This window comes from Winogradskyella arenosi, assembly GCF_003337305.1.
GTDB classification, from domain to species: domain Bacteria; phylum Bacteroidota; class Bacteroidia; order Flavobacteriales; family Flavobacteriaceae; genus Winogradskyella; species Winogradskyella arenosi.
In genome coordinates this window covers 645,193-671,613 of record NZ_QPJO01000001.1, presented here as the reverse complement: position 1 = coordinate 671,613, position 26,421 = coordinate 645,193, and the positions used below count along the sequence as shown (strand labels likewise).

At 36.5% G+C, this 26,421-nt stretch carries 25 protein-coding genes; 6 read left to right on the top strand and 19 right to left on the bottom strand.

The window, feature by feature from the left end; all coding sequences use genetic code 11:
• Positions 1–110: 110 nt before the first annotated feature.
• Complete coding sequence (locus DFQ08_RS02825; RefSeq protein WP_114308661.1) at positions 111–467, bottom strand: hypothetical protein; 357 nt, start codon at positions 465–467, stop codon at positions 111–113.
• A gap of 234 nt (positions 468–701) precedes the next feature.
• Between DFQ08_RS02825 and DFQ08_RS02820 the strand changes: the two genes are divergently transcribed.
• Entirely contained in the window at positions 702–1,247 is a 546-nt protein-coding gene (locus tag DFQ08_RS02820; protein WP_114308270.1) for a CvpA family protein, read from the top strand.
• A 48-nt stretch (positions 1,248–1,295) separates the two neighbouring features.
• Here DFQ08_RS02820 and DFQ08_RS02815 read toward each other — a convergent pair whose 3' ends face one another.
• The 13 genes from DFQ08_RS02815 to DFQ08_RS02755 all read right to left on the bottom strand — a co-directional run bounded on the left by DFQ08_RS02815 (position 1,296) and on the right by DFQ08_RS02755 (position 15,054).
• On the bottom strand, positions 1,296–1,922 hold the full coding sequence (locus DFQ08_RS02815; protein WP_114308269.1) for a carbonic anhydrase: 627 nt from the start codon (positions 1,920–1,922) through the stop codon (positions 1,296–1,298).
• A gap of 191 nt (positions 1,923–2,113) precedes the next feature.
• Positions 2,114–2,746 (bottom strand): carbonic anhydrase family protein, encoded by a 633-nt coding sequence (locus tag DFQ08_RS02810; RefSeq protein WP_114308660.1) that lies wholly within the window; start codon positions 2,744–2,746, stop codon positions 2,114–2,116.
• Between the two features lie 139 nt (positions 2,747–2,885).
• Complete coding sequence (locus DFQ08_RS02805) at positions 2,886–4,478, bottom strand: SulP family inorganic anion transporter (RefSeq protein ID WP_114308268.1); 1,593 nt, start codon at positions 4,476–4,478, stop codon at positions 2,886–2,888.
• A gap of 94 nt (positions 4,479–4,572) precedes the next feature.
• Positions 4,573–4,869: a hypothetical protein gene (locus tag DFQ08_RS02800; protein ID WP_114308267.1), complete on the bottom strand. Its 297-nt coding sequence runs from the start codon at positions 4,867–4,869 to the stop codon at positions 4,573–4,575.
• A gap of 48 nt (positions 4,870–4,917) precedes the next feature.
• Positions 4,918–5,676, bottom strand: coding sequence for a tetratricopeptide repeat protein (locus DFQ08_RS02795; RefSeq protein ID WP_114308266.1), 759 nt, complete (start codon positions 5,674–5,676; stop codon positions 4,918–4,920).
• Between the two features lies 1 nt (position 5,677).
• Positions 5,678–7,453 carry a BatD family protein gene (locus DFQ08_RS02790; protein ID WP_114308265.1) on the bottom strand — a complete coding sequence of 592 codons (1,776 nt, stop codon included), beginning with the start codon at positions 7,451–7,453 and terminating at the stop codon, positions 5,678–5,680.
• Between the two features lie 99 nt (positions 7,454–7,552).
• The gene (locus DFQ08_RS02785; RefSeq protein ID WP_114308659.1) at positions 7,553–8,410 is read right to left on the bottom strand and encodes a tetratricopeptide repeat protein; all 858 of its coding nucleotides are present in this window, start codon (positions 8,408–8,410) and stop codon (positions 7,553–7,555) included.
• 144 nt (positions 8,411–8,554) lie between these two features.
• Complete coding sequence (locus tag DFQ08_RS02780; RefSeq protein ID WP_114308264.1) at positions 8,555–9,595, bottom strand: vWA domain-containing protein; 1,041 nt, start codon at positions 9,593–9,595, stop codon at positions 8,555–8,557.
• On the bottom strand, positions 9,588–10,592 hold the full coding sequence (locus DFQ08_RS02775) for a vWA domain-containing protein (RefSeq protein ID WP_114308658.1): 1,005 nt from the start codon (positions 10,590–10,592) through the stop codon (positions 9,588–9,590). The genes DFQ08_RS02780 and DFQ08_RS02775 overlap by 8 nt, the downstream gene beginning before the upstream one ends.
• Complete coding sequence (locus DFQ08_RS02770) at positions 10,592–12,223, bottom strand: hypothetical protein (protein WP_394347171.1); 1,632 nt, start codon at positions 12,221–12,223, stop codon at positions 10,592–10,594. The genes DFQ08_RS02775 and DFQ08_RS02770 overlap by 1 nt, the downstream gene beginning before the upstream one ends.
• Before the next feature lie 152 nt (positions 12,224–12,375).
• Positions 12,376–13,242: a DUF58 domain-containing protein gene (locus tag DFQ08_RS02765; RefSeq protein WP_114308263.1), complete on the bottom strand. Its 867-nt coding sequence runs from the start codon at positions 13,240–13,242 to the stop codon at positions 12,376–12,378.
• Between the two features lie 89 nt (positions 13,243–13,331).
• The gene (locus DFQ08_RS02760) at positions 13,332–14,333 is read right to left on the bottom strand and encodes an AAA family ATPase (RefSeq protein ID WP_114308262.1); all 1,002 of its coding nucleotides are present in this window, start codon (positions 14,331–14,333) and stop codon (positions 13,332–13,334) included.
• Between the two features lie 157 nt (positions 14,334–14,490).
• Positions 14,491–15,054 carry a DUF4382 domain-containing protein gene (locus DFQ08_RS02755; protein WP_114308261.1) on the bottom strand — a complete coding sequence of 188 codons (564 nt, stop codon included), beginning with the start codon at positions 15,052–15,054 and terminating at the stop codon, positions 14,491–14,493.
• A 105-nt stretch (positions 15,055–15,159) separates the two neighbouring features.
• Between DFQ08_RS02755 and DFQ08_RS02750 the strand changes: the two genes are divergently transcribed.
• The 3 genes from DFQ08_RS02750 to DFQ08_RS02740 are packed head-to-tail and all read left to right on the top strand — an operon-like array spanning position 15,160 to position 18,010.
• Complete coding sequence (locus tag DFQ08_RS02750; protein WP_245935353.1) at positions 15,160–16,023, top strand: aldo/keto reductase; 864 nt, start codon at positions 15,160–15,162, stop codon at positions 16,021–16,023.
• A 47-nt stretch (positions 16,024–16,070) separates the two neighbouring features.
• Entirely contained in the window at positions 16,071–16,832 is a 762-nt protein-coding gene (locus tag DFQ08_RS02745; protein WP_114308259.1) for an SDR family NAD(P)-dependent oxidoreductase, read from the top strand.
• Positions 16,833–16,876: 44 nt separating this feature from the next.
• Positions 16,877–18,010, top strand: coding sequence for an ATP-binding protein (locus DFQ08_RS02740; protein ID WP_114308258.1), 1,134 nt, complete (start codon positions 16,877–16,879; stop codon positions 18,008–18,010).
• A 217-nt stretch (positions 18,011–18,227) separates the two neighbouring features.
• Here DFQ08_RS02740 and DFQ08_RS02735 read toward each other — a convergent pair whose 3' ends face one another.
• From DFQ08_RS02735 to amaB, 3 genes are all read right to left on the bottom strand, one after another.
• A complete protein-coding gene (locus DFQ08_RS02735; RefSeq protein WP_114308257.1) occupies positions 18,228–18,932 on the bottom strand; it encodes a hypothetical protein in 705 nt (234 codons plus the stop codon).
• On the bottom strand, positions 18,910–19,605 hold the full coding sequence (locus DFQ08_RS02730) for a hypothetical protein (RefSeq protein WP_114308256.1): 696 nt from the start codon (positions 19,603–19,605) through the stop codon (positions 18,910–18,912). The genes DFQ08_RS02735 and DFQ08_RS02730 overlap by 23 nt, the downstream gene beginning before the upstream one ends.
• 124 nt (positions 19,606–19,729) lie before the next feature.
• The gene (gene amaB / locus DFQ08_RS02725; RefSeq protein WP_114308255.1) at positions 19,730–21,283 is read right to left on the bottom strand and encodes an L-piperidine-6-carboxylate dehydrogenase; all 1,554 of its coding nucleotides are present in this window, start codon (positions 21,281–21,283) and stop codon (positions 19,730–19,732) included.
• A 483-nt stretch (positions 21,284–21,766) separates the two neighbouring features.
• Here amaB and DFQ08_RS02720 point away from each other — a divergent pair, with 483 nt between their 5' ends.
• Positions 21,767–22,618 (top strand): SH3 domain-containing protein, encoded by an 852-nt coding sequence (locus DFQ08_RS02720; RefSeq protein ID WP_114308254.1) that lies wholly within the window; start codon positions 21,767–21,769, stop codon positions 22,616–22,618.
• A gap of 7 nt (positions 22,619–22,625) precedes the next feature.
• On the opposite strand, the gene DFQ08_RS02715 is transcribed toward DFQ08_RS02720, so the two are convergent.
• The gene (locus DFQ08_RS02715; RefSeq protein ID WP_147269431.1) at positions 22,626–24,515 is read right to left on the bottom strand and encodes a T9SS type B sorting domain-containing protein; all 1,890 of its coding nucleotides are present in this window, start codon (positions 24,513–24,515) and stop codon (positions 22,626–22,628) included.
• A 324-nt stretch (positions 24,516–24,839) separates the two neighbouring features.
• Here DFQ08_RS02715 and DFQ08_RS02710 point away from each other — a divergent pair, with 324 nt between their 5' ends.
• Positions 24,840–25,286 (top strand): hypothetical protein, encoded by a 447-nt coding sequence (locus tag DFQ08_RS02710; RefSeq protein ID WP_181858347.1) that lies wholly within the window; start codon positions 24,840–24,842, stop codon positions 25,284–25,286.
• Between the two features lie 68 nt (positions 25,287–25,354).
• Here DFQ08_RS02710 and DFQ08_RS02705 read toward each other — a convergent pair whose 3' ends face one another.
• On the bottom strand, positions 25,355–26,407 hold the full coding sequence (locus tag DFQ08_RS02705; protein WP_114308252.1) for an endonuclease/exonuclease/phosphatase family protein: 1,053 nt from the start codon (positions 26,405–26,407) through the stop codon (positions 25,355–25,357).
• Between the last annotated feature and the right edge of the window lie 14 nt (positions 26,408–26,421).

Sequence of the window (26,421 nt, the reverse complement as noted above, 5' to 3'; positions counted from 1 at the left end):
TCCGCTTAAAATTGACACGTATTTGTACTCCGTTATACTATTAATGACCTTTTATATTTAAACGTCTGCACCGTTAAAAGACTTGCAATTGTGGTCGTTTACTTAAAAAATTAATCAATATATTCAGCTTCTAAAAAGTAGTTCACAATAGCTTCTTTCATAAGAATACTTTGCTCTCCTGCTTTTAGATGTGGTAATTGTGCTAATACTTTATAATGCGGCCAACCGTCGTCATCTACATAATCAAATTCGTAAAACCCATAGGGTTCTAAGACTTTGCAAATGGCAATATGCATTAGGTCTAGCTTGTGGTCTTTTTTATACTCTCGGTGCAACTGTCCTAACTCTTGCACCCCTATTAAATAAATAATGGAATCGAGGTCTAAACGGTCTCCATCTGCAAACTGATTAGAGAGTTTTTCAACCACTAAATCCCATCGTTCTTTTAATTGTTCGTCTCTTGCCATGTTCATTTTTTTCCGAAAAACGGAAATCCTTTAATTAATATAAATCGTTATGTTGTTTAAAGTTTCAACACCATTTAAAGCTTCAAAGTTAATAAACTTATAGAGCTTGAATTCGGTTATCGGCTACAAATCCTAAAAAAGGACTGATAATGTTAACTCAAGGCATTTGCTTTTGAAGACAGTTAGATTTTCAACTTAAAAAATTCATGTATTTTTGTCTAAACCACCAATGGCATGAGTGTTATCGATATTATTTTAGCAGCCTTATTATTATTTGGCTTTATACGCGGTTTATTTAAGGGCTTCTTTGTCGAAGTTGCATCATTAGTTGCATTAGTTTTAGGCGTATGGGGAGCGATTCACTTTAGTGGTTTTGCCTCTGATTTTCTTCAAGCTAAAGTAGATTGGAATATAAAAACGATTAATATTGTGGCATTTGCCATTACGTTTGTGGTTATTGTGCTTACCATTAGTTTGGCCGGAAAAGCCCTAACCAAACTGGCAGATTTTGCCGCTTTAGGGATCATTAACAAACTTGCAGGTGCTGTATTTGGCGCTTTAAAAATTGGTCTTATTTTAAGTGTTCTTTTAGGCGTCTTTGCCAAAATGAACGACACCTTACCTTTTATGGAAAAAGAAGACTTAGATAAAAGTGTACTTTACAGTCCTATTAAGTCTTTAGCACCACTACTGTTCCCAACTATCATTAAAAAGTCAGAAGACGATGCTACTGAAACAACAGAAAAGGAAATGACTGAAGAGACCACGGAAGCCTCTTAATTAAAGTTTTTTATTGTGTTGGATTAAGCGTTTTAAAAGTGTAAAAGCTTAATCTAAATGGTAAATTTCCATGATATCTTTGAGATACTTTTCAAAATCTATTTTAAGATCTATTAGTTCTCCTGTGTGCACATCAAACACCCAACCATGTACTTTAAGCCCACGGTCTCGATAGGCCTTTTGTACGGCAGCGGTTTTAATAAGGTTAACACATTGCTCCTTGACGTTGAGTTCTACTAAGCGATCGTATTTTTGTTCTTCACAACTTATGGCGTTTAACTCCTCCTTGTGCATTCTGTAAACGTCTCTTATATTTCTTAACCAACCATTGAGCACACCTAAATCGGACGACTCCATAGCGGCTTTGACCCCGCCACAAGCATAATGCCCACATACCACGACATGGTTAACCTTTAAATGGGTAACGGCATAATTTACAACAGACATGCCATTAGCATCCGTACCCACAACCATATTGGCAATATTACGATGTACAAAAGCCTCTCCTGGCCCTAAGCCCATGAGGTCTTCAGCCGTTACCCTACTATCTGAGCAACCAATATATAAAAGCTCTGGTTTTTGCCCTTTCCCTAAGTTTTCAAAATAATCGGCATCCTGAGACAGTTTGCCCGTTATCCAATTGGCATTATTCTTAAATACATCTGCTATATCCATAGTGTTACGTTTAGGTTGGTTTAGGACGTTGCCTATTCAAATGTACTAAATATGACAAGGCCAAAGGTAAAATGATCTCTTTTATAAGCGCTTACTGCTATAAAACAGTCCTATTATAAATAAGTCAGCATGACCTTTTACGATCATGCTGCCTTTACATTTCTATATGAGTAAATTTTATTGGACTCTATCTATGCCTCATAAAATTCTACGGCACCTGTATTGACATCATACATAGCACCAATGATTTTTATTTCTCCATTTTGTTCCATTTCTGAAAGTACAGGGCTCTCATCGTGGATTCGTTTTATGGTTAAATTGACATTCATATGTGAAACCTCATCAACAAAGGCTAAATTTTTAGAGTTTCTTAAACTCGCCTCTTGAGGTTCTTTTACCGCTTCTACAGCAGGTTTAATTTTAGCAATTAATTTAGTTAAATTTCCAAGCTTAGCATCATCGCAAGCGCCTTTTATAGCCCCACAGCTTGTGTGTCCTAAAACTACAATTAATTTTGTTCCAGCTAATTTTGAAGCAAACTCCATACTCCCTAAGATATCTTCATTTACAAAGTTACCCGCAATACGAACACTAAAAATATCTCCTAAACCTTGATCAAATACCAATTCTGCAGAAACTCTAGAGTCAATACAACTTAAAATTGTCGCAAAAGGAAATTGCCCTTCACTCGTATCGTTAACTTGCTCAAGTAAATTTCGATTCGCTTTTAAATTATTTTGAAACCTTACGTTTCCTTCTTTTAAAAATTGTAAAGCCTTATCAGGCGTCATTGTGGATTGTGTTTCCTTAGTATGTGCTTTCATCTGTATTTTTTTACGTCTTAATTCTTTTTTTTGTTCTGTGAAGCTCAGGTTTAGCTGTTGTACATTCTGCGACGACAGTTTCATCATAAGTCTTCAATTGCAACAGCAGCTTTCCTGTTTTCTTTTATAGTGCTATCTTTTAACTTAAACTAATACTCGATTTGGGTCTTAATTTAAAGAACTCTATAAAACTTGGTGGATTTTCAACAATTCCACGCTTAGAAATCAACTTGATATCTATATTTCTTTCTTTCGCTTTAAAGGCAAAATCTTCTAAGATTTCAATAATATCATAATCCAAATAACGTGTTTTGGTCACATCAAATTCAAAATACGTATTTTCAGGAAGACGATCTAATTCCTTTAAGATAGCTCCTTTATTAAAAAAGGTAACTTCTTCAGCTAGGGTCATTTTTATTTTGTGCTTACCGTTACTTTGGTCTTCTATATGCAAGAAGTGTGAGTTTTGGTAATTTTTCAATAAAATTACAACAATACCTACAAGTAAACCAAGACCAATACCAACTAATAAATCTGTAAATACAATTCCTAAAACGGTTACAAAAAACGGTACCGATTGTTTCCATCCTAACTTATACATCTGCATAAACAAGGCGGGTTTGGCTAATTTATAACCTACAATTAGTAGAATGGCTGCTAAAACAGACAACGGAATCATGTTTAATAATCTTGGAATAGATACCACAGAGATTAGTAATAGAAACCCGTGAATGATGGCCGATAATTTTGAACGTCCACCCGATTGAATATTCGCAGAACTTCTTACAATAACCTGCGTAATTGGCAAGCCTCCTATAAGACCAGAAATAATGTTTCCGGTTCCTTGTGCTAACAACTCTCTATTGGTTGGTGTTACATTTTTATGCGGATCTATTTTATCAGTAGCTTCAACACACAGTAAGGTTTCTAAACTGGCCACTAAGGCAATGGTAAAGGCAACCACCCAAACTTCTGGATTAAATATTGCATTGAAATTAGGAAAGCTAAACTGCCCTAGAAACGAATCAAAACTATCAGGCACAGGAACACTTACTAAATGAGATTCTGCAATACTTAAAGCTTCACTAGATTGAGTTAATACATGAAAGATAATCCCGATAACTACAGCCACTAAAGGCCCTTGAATAATTTGAAAAAATTTTCCTTTTTTTGCTAAAACATTACTCCATAATAACAAAATAGCCAAAGCTATAAATCCGGCTACCATAGAGCCTAAAATAAGGTTATCAAAGATATTTAACAGGGCTGAAAAGGTGTTTTCACCTGAAGCCTCAATAAAACTATCAGCACCTTCTGGCTCGGCATCGTAACCAAAAAAGTGAGGAATCTGTTTTAAGATAATGATAATACCTATACCGGTAAGCATTCCTTTAATAACAGAAGACGGAAAATAATAACCGATAATTCCGGCTTTTAATACGCCAAAGAGCAACTGAATAGCCCCTCCAAGCACTACGGCAACAAGAAAGTTTTCATAACCTCCTAAGGTTCCAATTGCAGTTAATACAATTGCGGCTAATCCTGCTGCGGGACCACTAACTCCAATTTTAGAACCACTTAGTGCACCGACAACAATCCCTCCAATAATTCCCGAAATAACACCAGAAAAAAGTGGGGCTCCACTGGCTAAAGCAATACCTAAACACAATGGTAATGCCACAAAAAATACAACGACACTTGCGGGCAAGTCGTTTTTTAAAGTTTTAAACATGTATAAATAATTTGTGCTGAAGAGCGGTTGACTCTAAAGCAAATTTTCAATAATTTTTTTTCGAGACCAAGAGGGTCCCTATAACATCTAAAAATTATGAAACGTAGTCGGGGGGAGGAGAAATTAAATTGAGGTGGGGCTTAGGATACTGTTTAAAGGTATACTCGCCTAAATGTTCGTTCGATTGGTTTTCAAATACAGTATCAGAAACTTCTTCGTTTTTATTGAAAAGCAATTTAAAACTAAGTTGATCTTCTTCTTCGTTCACACTAAAAAAACAAGTGGTGTCTATAGAGTCATCTACAGAGGCAATTATAGAAGGCGCAGAAAGTAACGCCATAAATAATATGAAGAAAAAAACAGAAACCCTGTATTTTGAACGTTTTTGCATAGGCTGCAAATATAATAGGTTAGACCTTAACGGCGCGTTAAATTCGCTCTAAAAATCTTTTAATAACTTAATATCTTTAAAAGGAATCCAACCGGTAGAGTTATCTGCCAATCTAATTTTTTTCCAATCTTCAAAAGTTTCTAAAACCCAAACCTTAGTTCCTTCATGCAGTCTAAAGACTTCCTCACTTTTAGGATTAGGATCTGTTTTAACTCTACTTTCTTGACTAAACACTATAGCCGGAGTATTCTTTTTGTCTAAGGCCGATTTCTGAAATGCCATAGCCACCGACAAACAGGCAATGATTAAGCTAACCACACTGGTGATAAAAGCAATCCGTTTTTTTACACTCGAATACGAAAAATGATAAGCCAAAAATATCACCACAAACAAGAGCACACCGCATACCGCTATTTTAGCCCAAGTATCGGCACTAAAGGTGTTAACCATATTATTGATAATTCTAGAAAACCCAACATCCGGTACGGTTTCTATAGCATCTATAGTCATGTTCTGTGCAAAGGCTAAATTATTCTGAATCGCTTCATCCTTTGGGTTTAATAAAAGGGCTTTTTCAAAATAATAAATACTAGGTGCAATATTATTAAGCTTATAATTGGCATTCCCTAAGTTAAAATAAAGTTCTGCTGAGTGGGTTTCAGCATCTAAAATGGCCTCATACTTATCAATAGCCTCGGCATATTTTCCGTCGTTATATAAAGCGTTAGCGGCTTCAAATTGTTGGTCTTTTTGTGAAAATCCAAAAACACTAAAACAACAAAAAAGTAAGATGGTAAGGACTCTCATATTATTTGAGTTGTTTATCTATTAATGAAATTGTTTTGGCTGCTTTATCATAATCATTTTGCATTGTAACCTGAGTAATTGGCGTGTATCGTGCCAATTCGCAGCTCTCTAAAATGGCTATAAAATCTGAAACTACGGCCGTCTCCACATGACGTTCTTTTAGGAGGTTTTCAATCTTTTCCTTATTAAAATCACTAGTTTCAATATGCAGTTTCGCTTTCAAGTAATTATGTAAGGCCTTCTCTAAAGCTAAGTAGAAGGTTTCTTTTTGTCCCATTGCTTTTTTAGCATCGGTGAGGTACTTTTTGGCTAAACGATCGGCTTTTCTTATGCGGTTTCCAACCACATCGGCTTGGCGCGCATCTTGTTTACGCCTTACCACAATAGCTAAAGGAATGGCTAAGAATGGCAATAACAACAAGGCCCAAAATCCTGTGGATTTAAAGAAAGGTTCTGAGTTCACAGGCTCCCAATTGGCCTTCGTTTTTATAAAAGCAAACGTATTGGTATTTGGGGTTACAGGTTGTTTAGAGGCATTAGCCACAGCATTATCTGCATTGGTATTTGCGGCCATTGGTCCATCTAAAACATCGATAATAATCTCATCCGAAGTAATACGATTATAAGTTTCTGTTTGAGGATTAAAATACGAGAATGAAATACTTGGTAAAGGGTATTTACCACGATACTGAGGCACTAAGGTATAGGTGTCTGAAATACCACCTTGCATGCCACTTAAATTGGTTCTTACGTTTTCTTGATGTTCTGGCTCATACACTTCTAAAGAACTTGGCACTGTAAGTTTTGGCAGCTCAAAGAGTTTTAAATTCCCTCGTCCTTTAACTTCAATTTTAGCCTGAAGCGATTCAGACGCCTTTAATTCGGTTTTTGAGGTTGTCACTTGAAATGAAAAATTCCCCACAGCTCCTTTAAAATCTGAAGGTCTTCCTTTTTCTGGTAATGGCTTAACGTTAATGGTTCTACTTCCTGCCGTAACCACTTTAGGCACTTTAACCGGTAAACGTTGTCCAAAAATATTAACACGATTGGTAGGCACCTCTGCGGTGATGTCCATCACCAATGGATCAATTTTAAGCGCTCCGGTTTTCTGCGGATAGAGTACCGTTTTTCGAAGTACTACGTAACGGTATTTATCACCCTTATAGGTTCCTTCTAAAATATTAAGACCTTTAATTTCTATATTCTGACTCCAAAAGTCATTATATCTCGGAATTTCTTTTTCGCGCCAATTGCTACTCACCCCAATATCTGGAGACACATAGAGTTTATAAACAACAGTTATGGCCTCGTTTAAATAAGGGTTAGCGTTTGAAACCTCAGCAACCAAATGAATTTTATCGGCAGCCACATCAGACGCCTCACCATTTCCGTTAGGTGCATTCACGGCTTCGGTAACCGTAACTTTAATAGGAAAGGTTTTATAGGTTTCGCCATCAATCTCAATAGTGGCTTGTTTTATGGTGAAAGTACCCCGTTTTTTAGGCGATAAGAAATAGCTATAGGTTTTAGAAAAAGAGCGTTTTCCGTTTCTAGAATAATTACTCACCGATGTGTTGGGACCGCCAACCACATCAAAATTGGCAAAACTAGGCGGAACAAAATTGTCACCATCCTGATTCATTTCGAAGTCTATCCGTAAACGTTCATTAATTCCTAACTTATTTTTACTGACTTTTGCTTCAAACTTTACCTGTGCAAGAGTTACACTTGTAAAAAGAATGAAGAAGAGAACGGATATGTGTTTTATTAATTTCATGGCTATTTCTGTCTTATAGACATCTTTAACGCTATCTTTTAGTTTTTGAATCGTACTTGAGCTAAAATGGTCCTCGCAAACTAAGGACTTTCTGTTAAATTACCAATCCTTTTCGGTTTTTACCTTAGCGCCTTTTTGTTTTTCTGCATTCATTTTCTCCTGAACTTTCTGTTCTTGATTTTGCATGGCCTCTAAAATATTTTTCATCTGCTGTGGAGACATTTGTCCGGGTTGCGGCTTAGGTTGTTGGTTTTGGTCTTTATTGTCTTGATCGCCTTTACCTTCATCCTTTTTATCGTCTTTAGGCTTTCCGTCTTCATCTTCGTCCTTATCCCCGTCTTTCTTATCCTGATCGCCTTCGTCTTTCTTATCTTGATTCTCTTGATCCTCTTTCTCGTCTTTATTTTTATCGCCGTCTTTCTTTTCCTGATCTTCTTTGTCTTGCTCTTGGTCTTTATTAGGGTCTTCCTTATTGTCTTCCCCGCCTCCATCTTGCTTTTGTTGCTCTGCACATTCTTTGGCTAAAGCAAAATTATAACGTGTTTCTTCGTCATTAGGATTATTTCGTAATGCATTTTTAAAGGCTTCTACCGCTTCTTTACACTGCTCATTCTGCATTAAGATATTTCCAATATTATGAAATGCGCGGTGTTTTTCGTCTTTAGTTGTGGCGTTTTTTGCAGCTTCTTGACTTCGGAATAAGGCTTCATTAAAGCTTCCTTTTTTATAATAAGAATGGGCTAAATTATACGACCCTACCGCTTTTGATGGCGCTTCAGAAATTGCTTTTCTATAGGCCATTTCAGCTTCTATATAATTGTCGTCCTCTATTAAGGTATTGGCCTTATATACCAGATTTGTTGCATTTTTATCGGCCTCTAGCTGTTTTTCATTCAGATCTTGAGCAAAGCTTAAACCACCACTAAAAAGTACAATAAGTAAAATGTAAAATTTCATATGTTTTTTCATTATAAAAACGCCCTCTAAATTACTAAAGGCTTTATTGACTTAGCGTTAAAAAAAATCTAAAAATTAGACCCGCAATAAATTCACTTCCATTTACCCCTCATAAGGCATTTTGCCTGCCTTAGCTTAGGGGACTTAAATATAAGTTTCGTTGAATAAATTCAACTTTTTTAACCATGCGGTCTTTCGTTCTAAAAAGAAAATATCAATAAATAGCAATAGAATTCCGAGTCCTAAAAACCATTGAAATTGATCTTTAAAGTCGGCTATTTGTTTGGACTCAAATTCTTGTTTATCCATTTTATCTAGCTCAGCTTTTATGGCTTTAACCACCTCTGCCGTGTTACTACCATTAATATAAACACCGTTGGCTTCTGAAGCGATATCTTTTAAAGTGGTTTCATTGAGACGCGTAATAACGGTTTCACCACTATTATCTTTCTTATAACTTAAGACCACGCCATTTCGTTTAATAGGAATTGGGCCTCCCTTAACATCACCTACTCCAACGGTTAAGATTTTGATGCCCTGTTCTGCCGCTTCTTCCGCAACACTCATGGCTTCACCATCATGGTCTTCTCCATCAGAAATAATCACTAAAACACGATTGGTTTGATCTTCGTTATCGTAATAGGTTTTAGAAAGCTGAATGGCCTCACTAATAGCTGTTCCTTGTGAAGACAACATATCGGTATTCATATTCTGTAAAAACATCTTTGCCGAAGCGTAATCCGTGGTTATCGGTAACTGCGGAAAGGCTTTACCAGCGTAAGCAATAATCCCCACACGATCACTCACCAAATTATTGACAATCTGAGTCACCAATTGTTTTGATTTTTCTAAACGGTTAGGAGCAATATCTTCCGCCAGCATACTCTTAGAAACGTCTACAGCAAAGACAATATCGACGCCCTCACTACGTACGGTTTCTAACTTTGTTCCTATTTTAGGATTGACCAAAGCGATAGATAAACATGCAAAAGCCGAACAAAGCACAACCACTTTTAGCACGCTTTTAAATAAGGATTGATTAGGACTAAGGCGCTTTAATAGGTTTGCATCGGCAAATTTTTTCTGCACAGAACGCCTCCAAATTTGCAGTCCTATAAACAGCAAAATAATGACTGGTATAACCAATAGCGTCCAAAACCATATGTTTTCATCGAGTCTAAACAAAGCTTCTAAATATTGTATTTCTTAATAATAATTCTATCAGTAATAACAATCCAGCTAGTAGTACTAACGGTCTGTATTTCTCTTCGTAATTGTAATATTTCTTTTCTTCAATTTCGGTTTTCTCTAGCTTATTGATTTCATCATAGATCTGAACTAATTTGTCATTATTAGTCGCTCTAAAATATTTACCACCAGTTTCTGCCGCAATATCTTTAAGTAAGGCCTCATCAATTTCTACTTGCATACGCCCATATCTAAAGGTTCCATTAGGATTAATCCCTATTGGCGATAAGGCCATACCATTAGTCCCTAAACCAATAGCGTAAACTTTTATACCGTATTCTACGGCCAATTCACTCGCAATTTTAGGATCTATAAACCCTGAGTTATTCACCCCATCCGTAAGTAAGATAATCACTTTACTTTTAGCTTTACTGTCTTTTAATCGGTTAACCGAAGTGGCTAATCCCATACCAATAGCGGTTCCGCCTTCAATAATATTATTATAATTAATATCTCTTAACGAGCGTTTTACGATAGACTTATCGCTTGTTATTGGGGTTTTTGTATAGGCCTCACCCGCATATTCTACCAATCCAATACGGTCGCTTGGTCTACCGTCTATAAAATCTGCTGCGACTTCTTTTAAAGCTTCAAGTCGGTTTGGTCTTAAATCCTTTGCCAACATACTCGCCGAAACATCAATAGCCATAACAATATCAATACCACTTGTTGTTTTCGTTCTTGTAGAAACATCTACGGTCCGTGGTCTTGCTAATGCCGTAATAAGAAGTCCTAATGCGATTAAACGTAAAGCAAAAAGCACGTGCCTTAACTTGGCCCAATTAGAACCGCTAGTTTTAAACCCTTGGAGGGTAGACATTTTTAATTCTGCCGTTTGTTTGCTATGCTTAAAGACATACCAAACTACCGCTATAGGTAATAGCAGTAATAACCAAAATAATTCTTTATTTAAAAACTCTATATGCTCAAACATCATTTCGTGTTGTCTTGTATCTCTTCAGGGTTAACTTCTACCGAATTTACAATGCGCTCTATCATATCATCCGCATAATCATCGTCTAATGGCCAAGTGATCACTATTTGCTGTAAAACATTTTCATTTGCAAAAGCGAGCACCATATAAGAAGCATCTACAGAAGCCTCTGAATTTGGCACAGGAAGACTCAAGGTTCCAAAAGTTTTTAAACCTTCAGCTTTATTTGGGGTGATAAACTTCTCTTTTTTCACCGTAATATTTGCGGCGCCCTTAGCCTCAAAGCCTTCTATGGTTTGCTCTGATACTTTTAATAAATCGAAGGTCGGATTTTCAGTCGTCTCACCTTGCGTTGGTTGTTTTGGCGCATTTACAGTCGTGGTATTCACTACAACACTAAACACATCTAACAAGGTTCCATAAGCAAACGTAGTTCTAGACATTTGCTGTTGTACCTCCTCAGGAAGCTCAATTTCTACACGCTTTAATACTTTAGGTGTTTCGATATAAACAGGCGGAAATCCGTAAGCACTTTTAACCCATTGCCCTTCTAAAAGCGTTTTACTCTCATGCCCAATGATGGTGTCCTTCACATAACCAAAACCGTATTTTACACCAAAACCAATAAAGGTGGCGATAAGTAGAAATAAGGATACCCCTACCGTTAAGGCTATTTTTTGACGTTTCTTTTTGCGCTCTTGAGCTTCTTTATATTTTTTGTCTAATAGTTTTTCTTCTTCGGAAGGCTCAGGCAGACTCACCTTAACATTGTCAATGGCTTTATCAATGGTAGACTTGTCCATTTCGGCAAGAGCCGTATCGGGAGCAGACTTTGCAAATTTCACCAAATCGGCACGCTTCAAAATAGATTCGATATGTAAAATAGTTTCTTTAGACAGCGGAATTTGATTTCCCTCTTTTAATAAGTTTAATCTTGCTACAAGCTCCGAGGTGGTACTTTCTAAGGCACGATCATAAACTTTTTCATCTAAATACTTTCGAATAATAAAGGTCAATTCAGAATAGTATTCCTTCACTTCTGAACGTATTAAATACTGACTTTCATCGAGCTTTTGTAACGCTAATTTTGCACGATCATAAGGTGGCAATAAGGCAATTTGCTCTTCTTCGCTTAAAGGCTTTTTACGCCAAATAAACCAATACAGTAAAAAGGCAACTAGACCTACAATACCAATTATTATAAGCAACCCTTTCCACCAATCACTACCCGCTTCTTCCACATCTATAATCGGTTTTATATCGTAGAGTTTCTGTTTTGTGGTATCGACGGTCACGGTATTTACATTAACCCGCAAAGAGTCCGTAAAAAATGATTTTTCACCAATAATAATTTTCTGTCTTGGTATGGTATAAGCGCCAGAATCGAATTGTGTGAGTTTATAAACCCTAGAGAGTAAAAACTGCGCCTTCTGTTTGGTGGTATCAATTTTTAAGGCCTCAACATTTTCTAAGGGCATAAAGGTTTGTCCTTCTGGAAAAACCACCAAAGCTGTAGAATCTGCTTGGACATTAATTTTATAATTAATCTGTTCTCCAATGCGTATTGTAGTGGTATCTACTTCTGTTTTTACCTGTGCGGTTGCCAAAGTAGTGCCTAAAAAAAAGAGCATAGAAAAAAGGCTAACAACGGCGGTATTTTTATTCCAACCTGTGTCCTTTATAGCTCTTAATTTACTGTATATAACTTTTAAACTTTTCACCTTTTATGTCTTACTTTACATTTTTGGACTTCATTGTGCTTTCACGCAAAGTTTAGAGCCCCTTATCCTCTTCTTTTAAAGTAACCTAATAATTTTTTTACATAACTTTCATCAACACGGCAGTCTATAGTCCCTGCGCCAGATTTTGTAAAACTATCTTTAAAATAGGTTATTTTATCATTGTAAAATTTACTGTAATCGTTCCTGACTTGTCTAGAGCCAGTATTAACAAGCATCATTTCGCCGGTTTCAGCATCTTCCATTTGCACCATTCCTAGGTTTGGAATTTCAGTTTCACGCTGATCATACACTCTAATCCCTGTAATATCATGGCGCCCTGCTGAAATTTTTAAATTTTGCTTGTAAGCATCTGCAATAAAGTCTGAAAGCACAAAAACGATGGCTTTCTTTTTAGAGACATTAGACAAGAATTTAAAAGCTTCAGACACATTGGTTTTTGTGCTTTGCGGTTGAAACTCAATAAGCTCTCTTATAATTCTAAGTACATGAGAACGTCCTTTTTTTGGCGGAATGTAAAGTTCTATCTGATCTGAAAATAAAATCAACCCGATTTTATCATTGTTTTGCGTTGCAGAGAACGCTAAAGTTGCAGCAATCTCCGTTACCACTTCATTTTTAAATTGCTGTTGGGTACCAAACATTTCACTGGCTGATACATCTACCATTAGCATCATGGTAAGCTCGCGTTCTTCTTCAAAGACTTTAACGTGGGGCTGGTTGGTCCGTGCCGTCACATTCCAATCTATGTTTCTAACATCATCGCCAAATTGGTATTGACGCACTTCAGAAAAAGTCATCCCACGACCTTTAAAAGTCGAGTGATATTCGCCGCCAAATATATGATCAGACAAGCGACGTGTCTTAATCTCTATTTTTCGTACTTTTTTGAGTAATTCCTTAGTGTCCATTGTAGTATTTTGTCATTCCGTCCTTAATACGAAATGGATCAAATTTAATTTTCGATATATAATAAGATTGATTGCCTAGGGGTAAACCTCTATGGCACTTCAATAACATTTACAATCTTATTGATGATATCTTCAGAAGTGACATTTTCAGCTTCAGCTTCATAAGTAATTCCTATTCTATGACGTAAAACATCGTGTACAATGGCACGTACATCTTCTGGAATCACATAACCTCTTCTTTTAATAAACGCATAACATTTTGCTGCTGTAGCTAAGTTAATACTACCACGAGGTGAAGCTCCAAACGAAATTAATGGTTTTAAATCTCCTAATTTATATTTCTCTGGGTAACGTGTTGCAAAAATGATATCGAGGATATACTTCTCAATTTTTTCATCCATATACACCTCTCTCACGGCTTTTTGAGCACTTAAGATTTGTGCTACAGAAACCACAGGATTCACCTTTTCATAGCTCCCTTTAAGATTGGCTCTTACAATCATTTGTTCCTCATCGATTTTTGGATAATCGATAACGGTTTTTAGCATAAAACGGTCAACTTGTGCCTCTGGAAGTGGGTAGGTTCCTTCTTGTTCTACCGGGTTCATGGTGGCCATTACTAAGAACGGCTTATCTAAACCAAAAGTTTCATCCCCAATAGTCACCTGCTTTTCCTGCATGGCTTCTAATAAAGCCGATTGTACTTTTGCTGGCGCTCTGTTAATCTCATCTGCCAATACAAAATTTGCAAAAATAGGACCTTTCTTTATCGTGAAATCATTCTCTTTCATGTTATAAATTAAGGTACCAACCACATCTGCAGGTAAGAGATCTGGTGTAAATTGTATTCTACTAAAACTAGCATCTATAGCTTTAGAGAGTGTATTAATAGCTAATGTTTTTGCTAAACCAGGTACACCTTCTAATAAAATATGACCTTGACCAAGAAGACCAATTAGCAAACGTTCTACCATGTGCTTTTGTCCTACAATAACCTTATTCATTTCTAAGGTTAGTAAGTCTACAAAGGCACTTTCTTTTTCTATCTTTTCATTAATTGATTTAATATCAACTGTACTCGTTTCTTCCATTTTATCAGGGTTTAAGAACAAAACTATTTATACAAATATTTTCTACGCTGCAAAGTGTTAAAATTATTCGTTAGTTGCTGTTAACAATTGGTTAAAAAAGAAAGAGTAACACCGAAGTATTACTCTTTTTGTAAGTATATTATGAAAATTAACCGTCTTAGAATTGCATTTGTCTAATCTCAGTATAAAGCTTAGGGTTAATGGTCATCATCGCTGTATTTTCGTCATAGCTTATGGCTTCATCTAAATCTAAGTTTATAATCACGTTGTAAAACCGATTGGCCACAAACTCCGTCTCAACAACATTAGAAGGCGTCTTATCACCTACAACATCTAAACTTACTAAGACCTCATTCATATTTAAAAAGTTATTATCCCCTAAAACCAAACGCATTTCGTAGATAAAACCCGATGCCAATTCAGACTCATTAACCAAGGTTAATTCTAGATCGTCGGTTAAATCACTCACGTTATAAGTGCCTGCATTAATATCCGTTAAACTCACCCAAGATGCTTCTGAATTTGCATCTTTTCCTGTTCTTACTTGTACCGCTTCAATTTCTAAATATACCTCAGAAGTTAAGGCCGATGAAGATTTTAAACTTACAGAAATCCCTGATAATTCTCCGTCAGAATTTAACTCTTCTTTAGAGCAGCTAGAAAAGCTGATAAGGACCACTAAGATTAAGGTAACAGATTTTAGGTGTTGTACAAGTTTCATAATTTGGGGTTTTGAATAATTACACTACAATGATAGCTTCATTGCCAATGTTTTGACTATTTTTATACATGAATTGCATAAAAACCGATATAAACTGAAAATAAAGTGAAATATTCTCGATTAATTGCAGGTACCATGACTTGGGGTGCTTGGGGAAAACAACTTTCTAAAAAGGAAATGGAGGCGTTAATAAATTTCTGTACCGATCATAACATAACCACTTTTGACCATGCTGACATTTATGGCGGATACCTTACAGAAGCTGAATTTGGAAAAGCTTTAAAAGATTCTGAAATTAAACGCGACAGCATACAGCTGATTACAAAATGTGGTATTCAACTGCAATGCGACAACCGAAACAATATTGTAAAGCACTATAACTATACTAAGGACTATATTATTTGGTCTGCAGAAGAATCCTTGCGTAACCTAGAAACGGATTATCTCGATCTTTTTCTTCTTCATAGGCCAAGCCCATTAATGGTCGCCGAAGAAATTGCTGAGGCCATAACCATCTTAAAAAAAGAAGGAAAAATTAAAGATTTTGGGGTTTCTAACTTCACCCCGTCTCAAATGGACCTCATTGGTTTACGTATGGATATTGACGTTAATCAGATAGAATTCTCCCTTACAGAGCATTCTGCTATGCATAATGGCACCTTAGATTACATGACTGCTAATGGCATTAAACCTATGGCTTGGTCTCCTTTAGGTCATATTTTTAAAGACAATAATGAACAATCTAAGCGTGTTCACCAACAGCTCGCCGCCTTAACCGATAAATATAAGGCTACGGAAGACCAACTTTTACTGGCTTGGATTATGAAGCACCCTTCACAAATACATCCGGTGGTAGGGACTACAACACAAAGCCGATTAAAACGCGCCATAGAAGCAACATCCATTGACTTAGAACTTGAAGATTGGTTTTTAATCTTAGTAGCCTACCAAGGTCACGAAGTTCCATAAGCTACATTAATCCCTTTTTAAAACGATCTTAATACGTTTAAACCCCCATGACAAATAAAAATAAAGTGGCCTTAATTACTGGAGCGACCAGTGGTATTGGCAGAGCAACAGCCCAAGAATTTGCCAAGCACGGCATCCATTTAGTGATATGTGGCCGTAGACAAGAACGCTTAGATAGCCTCAAAGCAACTTTATCTAAAGAAACTGAGATTTACACCTTAAATTTTGATGTTCGAGATAGAGCCCAAACATTAGAAGCCATCGCCGGATTACCAGACGCGTTTAAAACAATAGATATTCTTATAAATAATGCCGGTAATGCTCATGGTTTAGACCCTATACAAACAGGAGATCTAGACGATTGGGATGCCATGATGGATATTAATGTAAAAGGTCTTCTTTACGTTAGCAAAGCCATTATTCCGGGAATGACCGCGCGCCAATCCGGGCATATTATAAACATCGGTTCTTCGGCCGGAAAAGAAGTGTATCCCAACGGAAATGTTTACTGTGGTAGTAAGCACGCGGTTTTAGCCATAACAGAAGGTATGCGTATTGATTTAAATCCCTTCGGGATAAAAGTAGGCGCTATAAATCCAGGTTTGGTAGAAACCGAATTTTCAGAAGTACGCTTTAAAGGTGATGCCAAAGCAGATGCCGTTTACAAAGGTTACAAAGCCTTACAACCCGAAGACGTCGCTGACGTTATCTATTTTGCCATCTCTAGACCAGCACATGTCAATATCGCCGATGTTTTAATGTTCTGTACAGCACAAGCGAATTCAACCCTAGTTAAAAAAGAATTGTAATGCACTTTTTAAAGTTTTTCACCCCTAATATGCGCTGATATTCGATGATTAATAAACGCTTACTCATAAAACATTTACTTGCTCATAACGATGAGAATAGTTTTTATGACAAAAAGCGTAAAATAGAAATTGGCAATAAAGAAGGCAAAGGAAAATTTTTAAAGCATATATGTGCGCTGTCCAATAGCAACCCCAACAACAATTCTTATATTGTTATTGGGGTTAAAGACGAGGACAATAAAATAATAGGCGTCGATTTCTTTGACGATAGTAAAATTCAAAATCTTATTAATGCTTACCTCAGCAATCCTCCTATTGTTCAGTATGAAAACATCCCTTTTCCTCATTTACCCGACCATAAGGTTGTTGGCTTAGTGACCATTAGACCTATTGATAGTATTACCTCATTAAAAAAGAACATTTGGAAATATTACGGCGGCTCAGTTTTCTTTAGAGATGGCAGCATGAGTATGCCTAAAGTGTTTGATATTGAAATTAAAGACGTTAATTCTAAAATTGTTGGAGCCATAGAAAATAACGCTCAAAACAATATACAATTAACCCTTGATGGGGTTTTTGATTTTATGAATAAACGCCAAGACTTCAACCCTAAATACATGGTATTTAAAGAATACTTTGTATTATGTTGGTCTGGAGCTCGAAAACAAGTTAATGATGAAACTTTCTATTCTAGAGTTGATATTGAATTGATTAACGAACGGGTTCTTTTATTTTATTCGGCTTTAGATGAGGTGGCCATATCTTTTACTGAAGATTCTTTTAAAATCGTTGAATACGTAAGACTAGGTCTGCATAACTCTTTTAAATATTATAAACTTGAAGAAAAAACGATTCATTTTAGCGAGAATGCCAATTACACCATTGAGGCTAAATTAATTTTTGAGCCGCCACAATTTGACAAAAAAGTCCTGCATCATATTTACAATGCAAACAATTCAATCTTAAAAAAATTAGAAACCAACCAAGGTTTAAAACCTAGTGAAGAAGCCGATTTAAAGGATTTAGCAGCAAGCTATCTTATTTGCTACCTCAACGGCTTTGAAAATGCTTTAACCCAATTAGAAACTGCAAAACCTTACATAAAAAATCACAGTTTAAAACTCTATAGCGCTTACAAGGAAAGCATTAGGATTCTCAGAAAAGTAAAATACAACTAATTTTAGCGCCTTTAATCTTTAAATTTTACAATTTATCGAAGAAGCCTTAAAAAGACCTGAAATAATTTAATTACAATCTTTTTCCTCATTACATTTACTCACGACTAAATTTAAAATGCAAATTTGCATTGCTATTAATCAATTTTTAAACCTTGTTTCCATCAGCTTAACGTTGAGACCGAAACAAGGTTTATTTTTTATAATAGTTTTAGACGGTTTACTCTAAAAATCGGGATATTAAATCACGGCGACCAATCGTAAAGACCAAACCTAAACCTACAGTGCTATAGGTGCCTTTACTAAAAAAATTTTCATAAGCACTAGGTGCTTCAATATCGGTATGCAACACGTTATACCCATAATCTAAGTAGAGCATAAAATGCGGTGCCAGTTCGTAATTAAGATAGAACCCATAGCGATTTAAACGTGCAGAATCGTGTTGTTCGGCGATATCAGTGGTAGTAAACCCTGTATTTTTAAAATCTACATCTCCAGAAACTGACACTTGTAGCCCTAACCGAAAATCTTCAGCCGGAAGAAACTCATAGCCTAAATACACGTAATTTTCAGCGACTCTAGAGTTTCTATAACTTCCGAGAAGTTCTTGATTTCTAACATTAAAATAGGTGGCGTTAGATGCGAGTCCGACAAAAAAGTACTTATAAACATACACCTGAACCCTAAAATCTATGCCTGTTCCTCCCTCTAAACCTTCACCCATAAAGTTATCGCCACTCGTAAAGGCTCTGTGTCCTCCAATCATAAAGGCAAAAAACCGTTGTCTGGCTTCGTTATTATAAAAAGTTGAAGTGCTTTCCGTTTCCGCAGTATTTGTTTCATCTAGCTCTTGAGCCGTTCCTATAGAAAACCATAAACAAAAAGCGCCCACTACGGTCGCCTTAATAAGAGAATGAAAAGTCATAAGAAGCGGCATTTACGGTGATGATTTCTGTAATTTCGGGTTCGTCATTGATGCTGTATGTAAACACTACGGGCTCGCCTATAGGTACACGGTAGGTTTTTTCTATATCAGGGCCATTATCATTCAATTGCTGACTTACCATGCGTTGGGGATAACAACTGTTGTTGTAAGGATTAGGTTGTTCCCCTTCATAAAACTCAAGACAAAATCCTTCGGTATACGTTAAACTATAAGTTAAGGTATTCCCCTCACCACTTGTCCTTAACACCTCAAAATTAAAATCTGCCATAGCTTTTAAAGCGACAGTCTCAAGATTAAACGTATAATCTGAAGGTATAAAATTAACTGTATTTTGCTTGTAAACGTAAGAACTGTAGTCGTCTCCTGCTGAAACTTCAATGGCAAAATCTTCATCTCCATCATAAAACGAAATCACCGAAAACTGACCGTCTGCAGTACTATAACCTTCCCCCAAAACATAAGAACTTTGCGCACCACTATAATTACCACGTCTGATCTGTACCGTAATTTTAGCTTCGGGGATAGCCGCTTGGTATTGGTCTTGCACTTGACCTTTAACGACGATACGCATATTATCCTCTAGTTTGACCTCACAACTACACAGCAGAAAAAGCAAACTTAATGCCATGAGACCTTTTAATTTTAACGTCATAATTTTATGGAGTTCAATTACTTTAAAGATGGAAATCTGACCAAAGGGTTGCGTGTTACAATGTAAAAAATAAAGCCATATTTTTCAATATGGCTTTATAAGAACTTTAAAACTTAACCTTTAGTTAAAGATCAAACTTAATACCTTGCGCTAGTGGCAATTCATCAGAATAATTAATGGTATTTGTTTGTCTACGCATATACACTTTCCAGGCATCAGAACCCGATTCACGTCCGCCACCAGTTTCTTTTTCGCCACCAAAAGCGCCTCCAATTTCTGCACCAGAAGTTCCAATATTAACGTTTGCAATTCCGCAGTCAGAACCCGCATAAGACAAGAACTTTTCGGCTTCCTTCATCTCATTAGTCATAATCGCTGAAGATAAGCCTTGGGCTACACCGTTTTGCTTAGCAATGGCGTTTTCAACATCACCAGAATACTTCATTAAGTATAATATTGGGGCAAAAGTTTCATGTTGAACAATTTCAAAATGATTTTCAGCCTCAATAATAGCGGGTTTTACATAACAACCACTCTCATAACCTTCACCTTCTAAAACACCACCTTCAACTAAAACATTTCCACCTTCAGCTTTGGCTTTTTCAATTGCCGCTAAATAGGTGTCTACGGAATCTTTGTCGATTAATGGTCCAACGTGATTATTTTCATCTAAAGGATTTCCTATTTTAATTTGTCCGTAAGCCCCAACAATGGCGTCTCTTACTTTATCGTAAACCGACTCGTGTATAATTAAACGACGTGTCGATGTACAACGTTGCCCACAGGTCCCAACAGCACCAAACACAGCTCCGGGAACCACCACTTTTAAATCGGCAGTAGGTGTGATTATAATCGCATTGTTTCCTCCTAATTCTAATAAAGATTTCCCAAAACGTTCCGCCACGGTTTTTCCTACTATACGTCCCATTCTGGTAGAGCCTGTAGCAGATACTAAAGGAATTCTAGGATCGGTAGTCATCATTTCACCAACTTTATAATCACCATTAATGATACAAGAGATTCCCTCTGGGAGATTATTCTCTTTTAAAATATCTGCAATAATATTTTGGCAAGCAATAGAACATAATAATGATTTCTCAGAAGCTTTCCACACACAAACATCACCACAAATCCAAGCTAAAGCGGTATTCCAAGCCCAAACGGCCACTGGAAAATTAAAGGCTGAAATTATACCGACAACACCAATAGGATGCCATTGCTCTCTCATTACGTGACCAGGACGTTCTGAGGGCATTGTTTGTCCGTTTAATTGACGAGATAACCCCACGGCAAAATCACAGATATCAATCATTTCTTGCACTTCGCCATAACCTTCCTGTAAGGATTTCCCCATTTCATAAGACACTAATTTTCCTAAAGGTTCTTTAAGGTCTCTTAATTTATTACCGAACTGACGCACAATTTCTCCACGCTGTGGCGCGGGCACCTCTCGCCAGGTTTTAAAGGCGCTTGTTGCTGCCTTCATTACGTTTTCATAATCAGCCTTTGTTGTTGATTTTACTTTAGCAATTAATTGCCCATCAACAGGAGAATAAGACGCGATAATCTCGCCATTTGAAAAATGTTCTGACCCTGTAGAAGATCCCTCATTAATATCCTTAACACCCAATTGCTGTAAAGCCTCTTTTATTCCGAAATCGGTAGCTACTGCCTCCATATTTGCTTATTTTTTATGAATTATTAAATTTCTTTACGAAGTTACTAATAAAATGTTGGTTAGCCGAAACACAACCGCTTTTAATAGCGCCTTAAGGATTGCCCTGTTTACACCTTGTATTCTACCTCTTATTTTGAAGATCTAGCGCATTTTTCGGTAAAGAAATATTCTAATAAGCTAACCCATTAGCGGGTAAAATTAACTTTAATACCATTTTAACAATTGCGTAAAGTCTAAACCCTTTTAGATTAACGTACTTATTTTACCTACAAAACCACTCCTTATATTTTAAAAGCTTAACCCCTCTAAATATGTAACATATTCAGAGGCTCATTACCCCAAGTTTCAAGTCTTAGGCTAGAACTTATTTTACCGCTTTTACAACGATTTACAATTTTAAGTAAACTAAAACTCGCCGTCCGGAAGGCAAGAATCCTAAAACACTAAACCGCTAAAACATGTGTAACCCAAAAATAAAACATTATGAACAACACAAAACAGATTTTAGCGATTGCCCTGGTCCTATCTACGGCCTTCGCCACCGCTCAGAACAATGCGTATGTTGCTGCAGAAAGCGGCTTATCTCTTAGAGACCAACCCGATGTACACGGCAAATTATTAAGCAAACTTCCTTATGGAGAAGCTATTGGCGTCTTAGAAAACACAGATGAAAAACTTGTAATTCTCGATGGCGGAGAAAAAATAAGCGGCAACTGGGTAAAAGTAGAAACCCGTCAACATATTGGTTATGTCTTTAATGGCTACTTATCACCTACCAAAATTTCTAAAACTATTAATTTTGAATTTGAACAGCTACAGGTAGAACTTAAAAATTTAGCGACTAAAAATTACAAACGCCAGCACAATTTAAAACAGAACGATTCCTTAACTATTGAAGTGGATTTAGAAGCCTCACCCGAAGGGAAACAACTGACCTTAGTAGACAACGATTATAAGCAAGTGAGTATCTTTCAACGTTATGAAAATAGCATTTCTTATACAGGCCCTAATCAACCTTGCCAAACTAAGGTTTGGACGGCATTTAACTCTGAATGGACCCCTATAGAACAGCGTAATTCTCGCAATTTTAAGCTATTGACCTTTTCTAGTGAAGATTGGGAGCAGTTTGCTATTACGGCCTTAGAAGCTTTAAAGCCTGAAATTATTGAAGAATGTGGTGAAGCCTGGTTACATGAATTGCAACAGGTAAACAATCTTAAAGACAACCCTATACAAATGACGACAAAGCGAATCTTTTTAAAATTTATCATTACCGATTCTGATGATACGATTACAGAAAAGATCATAGAATTTAAGTTACCGACAAACTGTTAGACACACCTTAGTGTTTTAGGGTAAAGTGCCCGGTATAGACTTTACCGTCTACAACAATACGATACCAATAATCTGAATTAGGCAGCGGCTCATTATTAAACGTACCATCCCAAAACGGTGGTGCGTTTTTTACATGATATAACAAGCGTCCATAACGATTATATATAGACACTTCTGAAGTTGAAAAATTATCCCAACCTCTTATTGTGAAAACATCGTTATTTAAATCGCCATTTGGCGTTATAAATTTGGGAATCTTAAAATACAAGTAGCTCGTGGTTGCAATAGCATCACACCCTACACTTCTCACATAAACCGTATACAATGCACCTTCAGAAACTGTGAATTCTGAACTTGTTTGGTACCAAACTCCATCAAGTGAATATTCAAAATCCCCCTCAGATAAGAGCTTTATAATAAATGTATGCCCCTCCGAATGTACGCTTTCAATAACAGGAATAACGGCTTCTTCCACATAAAATGTTTGCTGTATAGTTTCGCAACCATTTGTAATTAAAACCTCGTAAACCCCAGGTGCTTCAACAGGTTTAACAGGTTGAAATTCTCCGGTGTCCCATAAATAAGTGGCATTTGCAAGACTCCCATTCGCTTGCAAGCTTAGGGTTGATCCTTCGCACAAGACCACAAACGATTCTAACAATTCTACTGTTGGCTCCCCAAGGAGATCCCATTCACAATTCTCGGTATTAAACACCGCAGTTTGCCAACACTCTAAATTTACGGGCATCTCTGGTGCAGAACCAGTAATTTCCCAAGTGCAAGAGACATTATTAAAAGTAGCATATTCCCAACATTCTAGATTTACAGGCATTTCTGGAGGCGTACCGGAAATTAACCAATCACAACTATTCTCGTCAAAAACCGCCGATTCCCAACAGGCTAATTCAGGTTCCGGAGGTGCCTCGTAGACAACTATTCCATAGACCTCTGAAAATGTGATACAATCAGAATTATTTAAATTTGCTGCATATTCAGCTACTTTCACACGGTAATACGTTGTGCTCATAATATTTGAAACCACAATTGAGGCATTGTTTTCACCGACTACATTAGACCACAAACTATTATCGCTGCTGGTTTGCCATTGATAATAATGTGCACTATAAACGGAATAGTCGGGCACGGCCGTAAGAGTTTCTGAAAAAGGCCCTTGCGTGCTACAACGTGTTACCGCTTGACTTGAATTCTGATCTTGTGTAAGGATTCCATCTCCACAGCTCTTAAAAACAATATCGTCAATAGCCAAATCATTACCACAACCACCTGCGCCATTATTGATCATTTTTAATATTACAGAGGTTTGGTTAGCTAAGGTTTGAAAAACTAAACCATAAGGTTGCCAGGTAGGACTAGAAGTTCCATAGATATTTCCCGTATCGCCACTAGCTAAAAGACTGGTATTGGTATCATCCCAAATTTGAAATTGAACATTCACAGGAATACCATTGCCGTCACAACCATAACTGGGTAAAATATTAATAAGCCAAGAAGAAAACTCATAGGTGGTATTCTCGCAAAGGCCATTGACGGCGATGCTGTAAAATTCTCCGGTCGTAAAACTCGCATTCACAATTAAGGCTTTTCCATTGCTATCACTCACAGTATGATCAAAAGGCAAGTTCCAACCATAAAAATCGGTACTATTAGCTATGGTATATTCCCCATCTTGTGGCCCGGCGGTATTCACAAAAGTGTAGGTTGTAGTACCTGCTGCTAATGCCGGCCCTATACCGTGTCCTGTACCAAAATTTTCAGAAAAAATAATATCACCCGAATTCCCTTGGCAGAAGCCTAATTGCCCATGTACCGCTGACCCAAAAAGCAAGAACACACTTAATAGAACAACGACTTTAATGTCTAATATATAATTTTGCACGCCTAAAGGTAGGGTTAAATTGATAATTTGAATTTTATAACGCACAGAAAACAACAGCGCCTAAGACTAAAACCTTAATAAACTAATAAGTAAATTACAGGATCTCAAGATAATGAGCAACTTAGCTATATACATCAACTATTTTATCCTCCGAACGCTATCCTTAGCATCCCCAACTCTAAATCTTAAATTCAGGATTTTAAACACTTATTCTAAAGCTATACCTTATACAATTGCGATGCCCTAAAATTAAAATTACGATTTGCTTATCACCACTTTCATGAGTAAATCCCTACTTTTGCAGAAATTAATTAACTTATTACTATGGAAATTTTTCAATTTATACATTCAAAATGGGCGTATTTAGTCCTGTTGGTATTGGTACTTGCTACTATTAATGCCCTTATTAAGTTTTTTGGAGACAAAGAATTTTCTAATAACGATTTTAGAATCTCGCTTTTTGCGCTGATTACCATGCACATTCAATTGCTATTAGGTCTAATCTTATTTTTCACTAAGGATTATTTTTCTACCATTGAACAAGTGGGTGGTATGGGACAAGTTATGAAGACCCCTGCATTAAGAAATGTAATTATAGAACATCCTTTAACTATGATTATTGCTGTAACCTTAATCACTATTGGGTACTCTAAGCATAAAAAGAAATTAACCTCGAAACCAAAATTTAAGCTACTGGCTATCTTTTACACTTTGGCTTTAATTTTAGTCTTAGCAAAAATTCCTTGGAGTCTTTGGTTTCCTTCAAATTAATCCATAAAAAAAGCGTCTAAACTATATTTAGACGCTTTTTTTATACTGTGGCCACAAGCCACAACCTATTAGTTTTCCTTGATAAGATAAATATAAACAGGAAAGTGATCACTATAACCACCTGAAAGTCCTGCGTTACTCATTCTTAAAGGGTAACCTTTATAACGCCCTTCTTTATTTGTTAAATAACTTTTATTAAAGATTCCGGCTTTATAAAATCTAAAAGAAGAATAATCTTTTTCTAAAAATGGCTGCGTAAATAAGATTTGATCAAATAAACTCCACGCATCTCTATATCCTGTAGTTCCTAAGCCCATTTTCTTATACTGATTTTCGTAAGGGTTATAAATCCCTTTCAGCTTAACACGATCTTTATCAGCAACAGTTCCCATGGCTTTTTTCATACTATCATTTGTTGGGTTATCGTTAAAATCGCCCATAGTAATCACTTTCGCATAAGGATCAATCGCCTGAAGAGAATCTATAATTTTCTTATTTAATTTTCCAGCAGCAACACGCTTAAAACGGCTTCTTGCTTCTCCTCCACTACGTGAAGGCCAATGATTCACAATAACATGAATTAAATCGCCTTCTAATTCACCACTCACTAATAATTGATCTCTAGTGTAGATACGCTCTCTAGACGAATCGTCATACACTAATAACTCATGAGCTTTAGATTCTAAAGGTTTAAATAACGCTTTTTGATATAATAAGGCCACATCAATCCCTCTTTTGTCTGGAGATTCAAAATGAATAATCCCATAATCCTTACCAATAAGCTCTGGCTCATTTAATAAATCTACTAATACTTGTCTGTTTTCTACCTCAGAAATCCCAATAATTGCCGGTGAATTATGCGTATCGCTAAGTCCGATATCAGCAACAACCTTAGCCATGTTATGAAGTTTTTTCTTGTAAGCTTCACCTCTTAAAGCTTCGTTTAATTCCATTATAGGGCTAGCCTCATCATACTTTGTAGTATCGTTAATGGTATCAAATAAATTTTCTAAATTGTAGAACGCTACGGTATGTATCTTATAGGTTTTCTTTTCTTGGGCCTGTGCACCCATAAAAATTAAAACAAATAATACAACCAGTCTCTGTTTAAATACTTTCATTTTTGTATGTTATG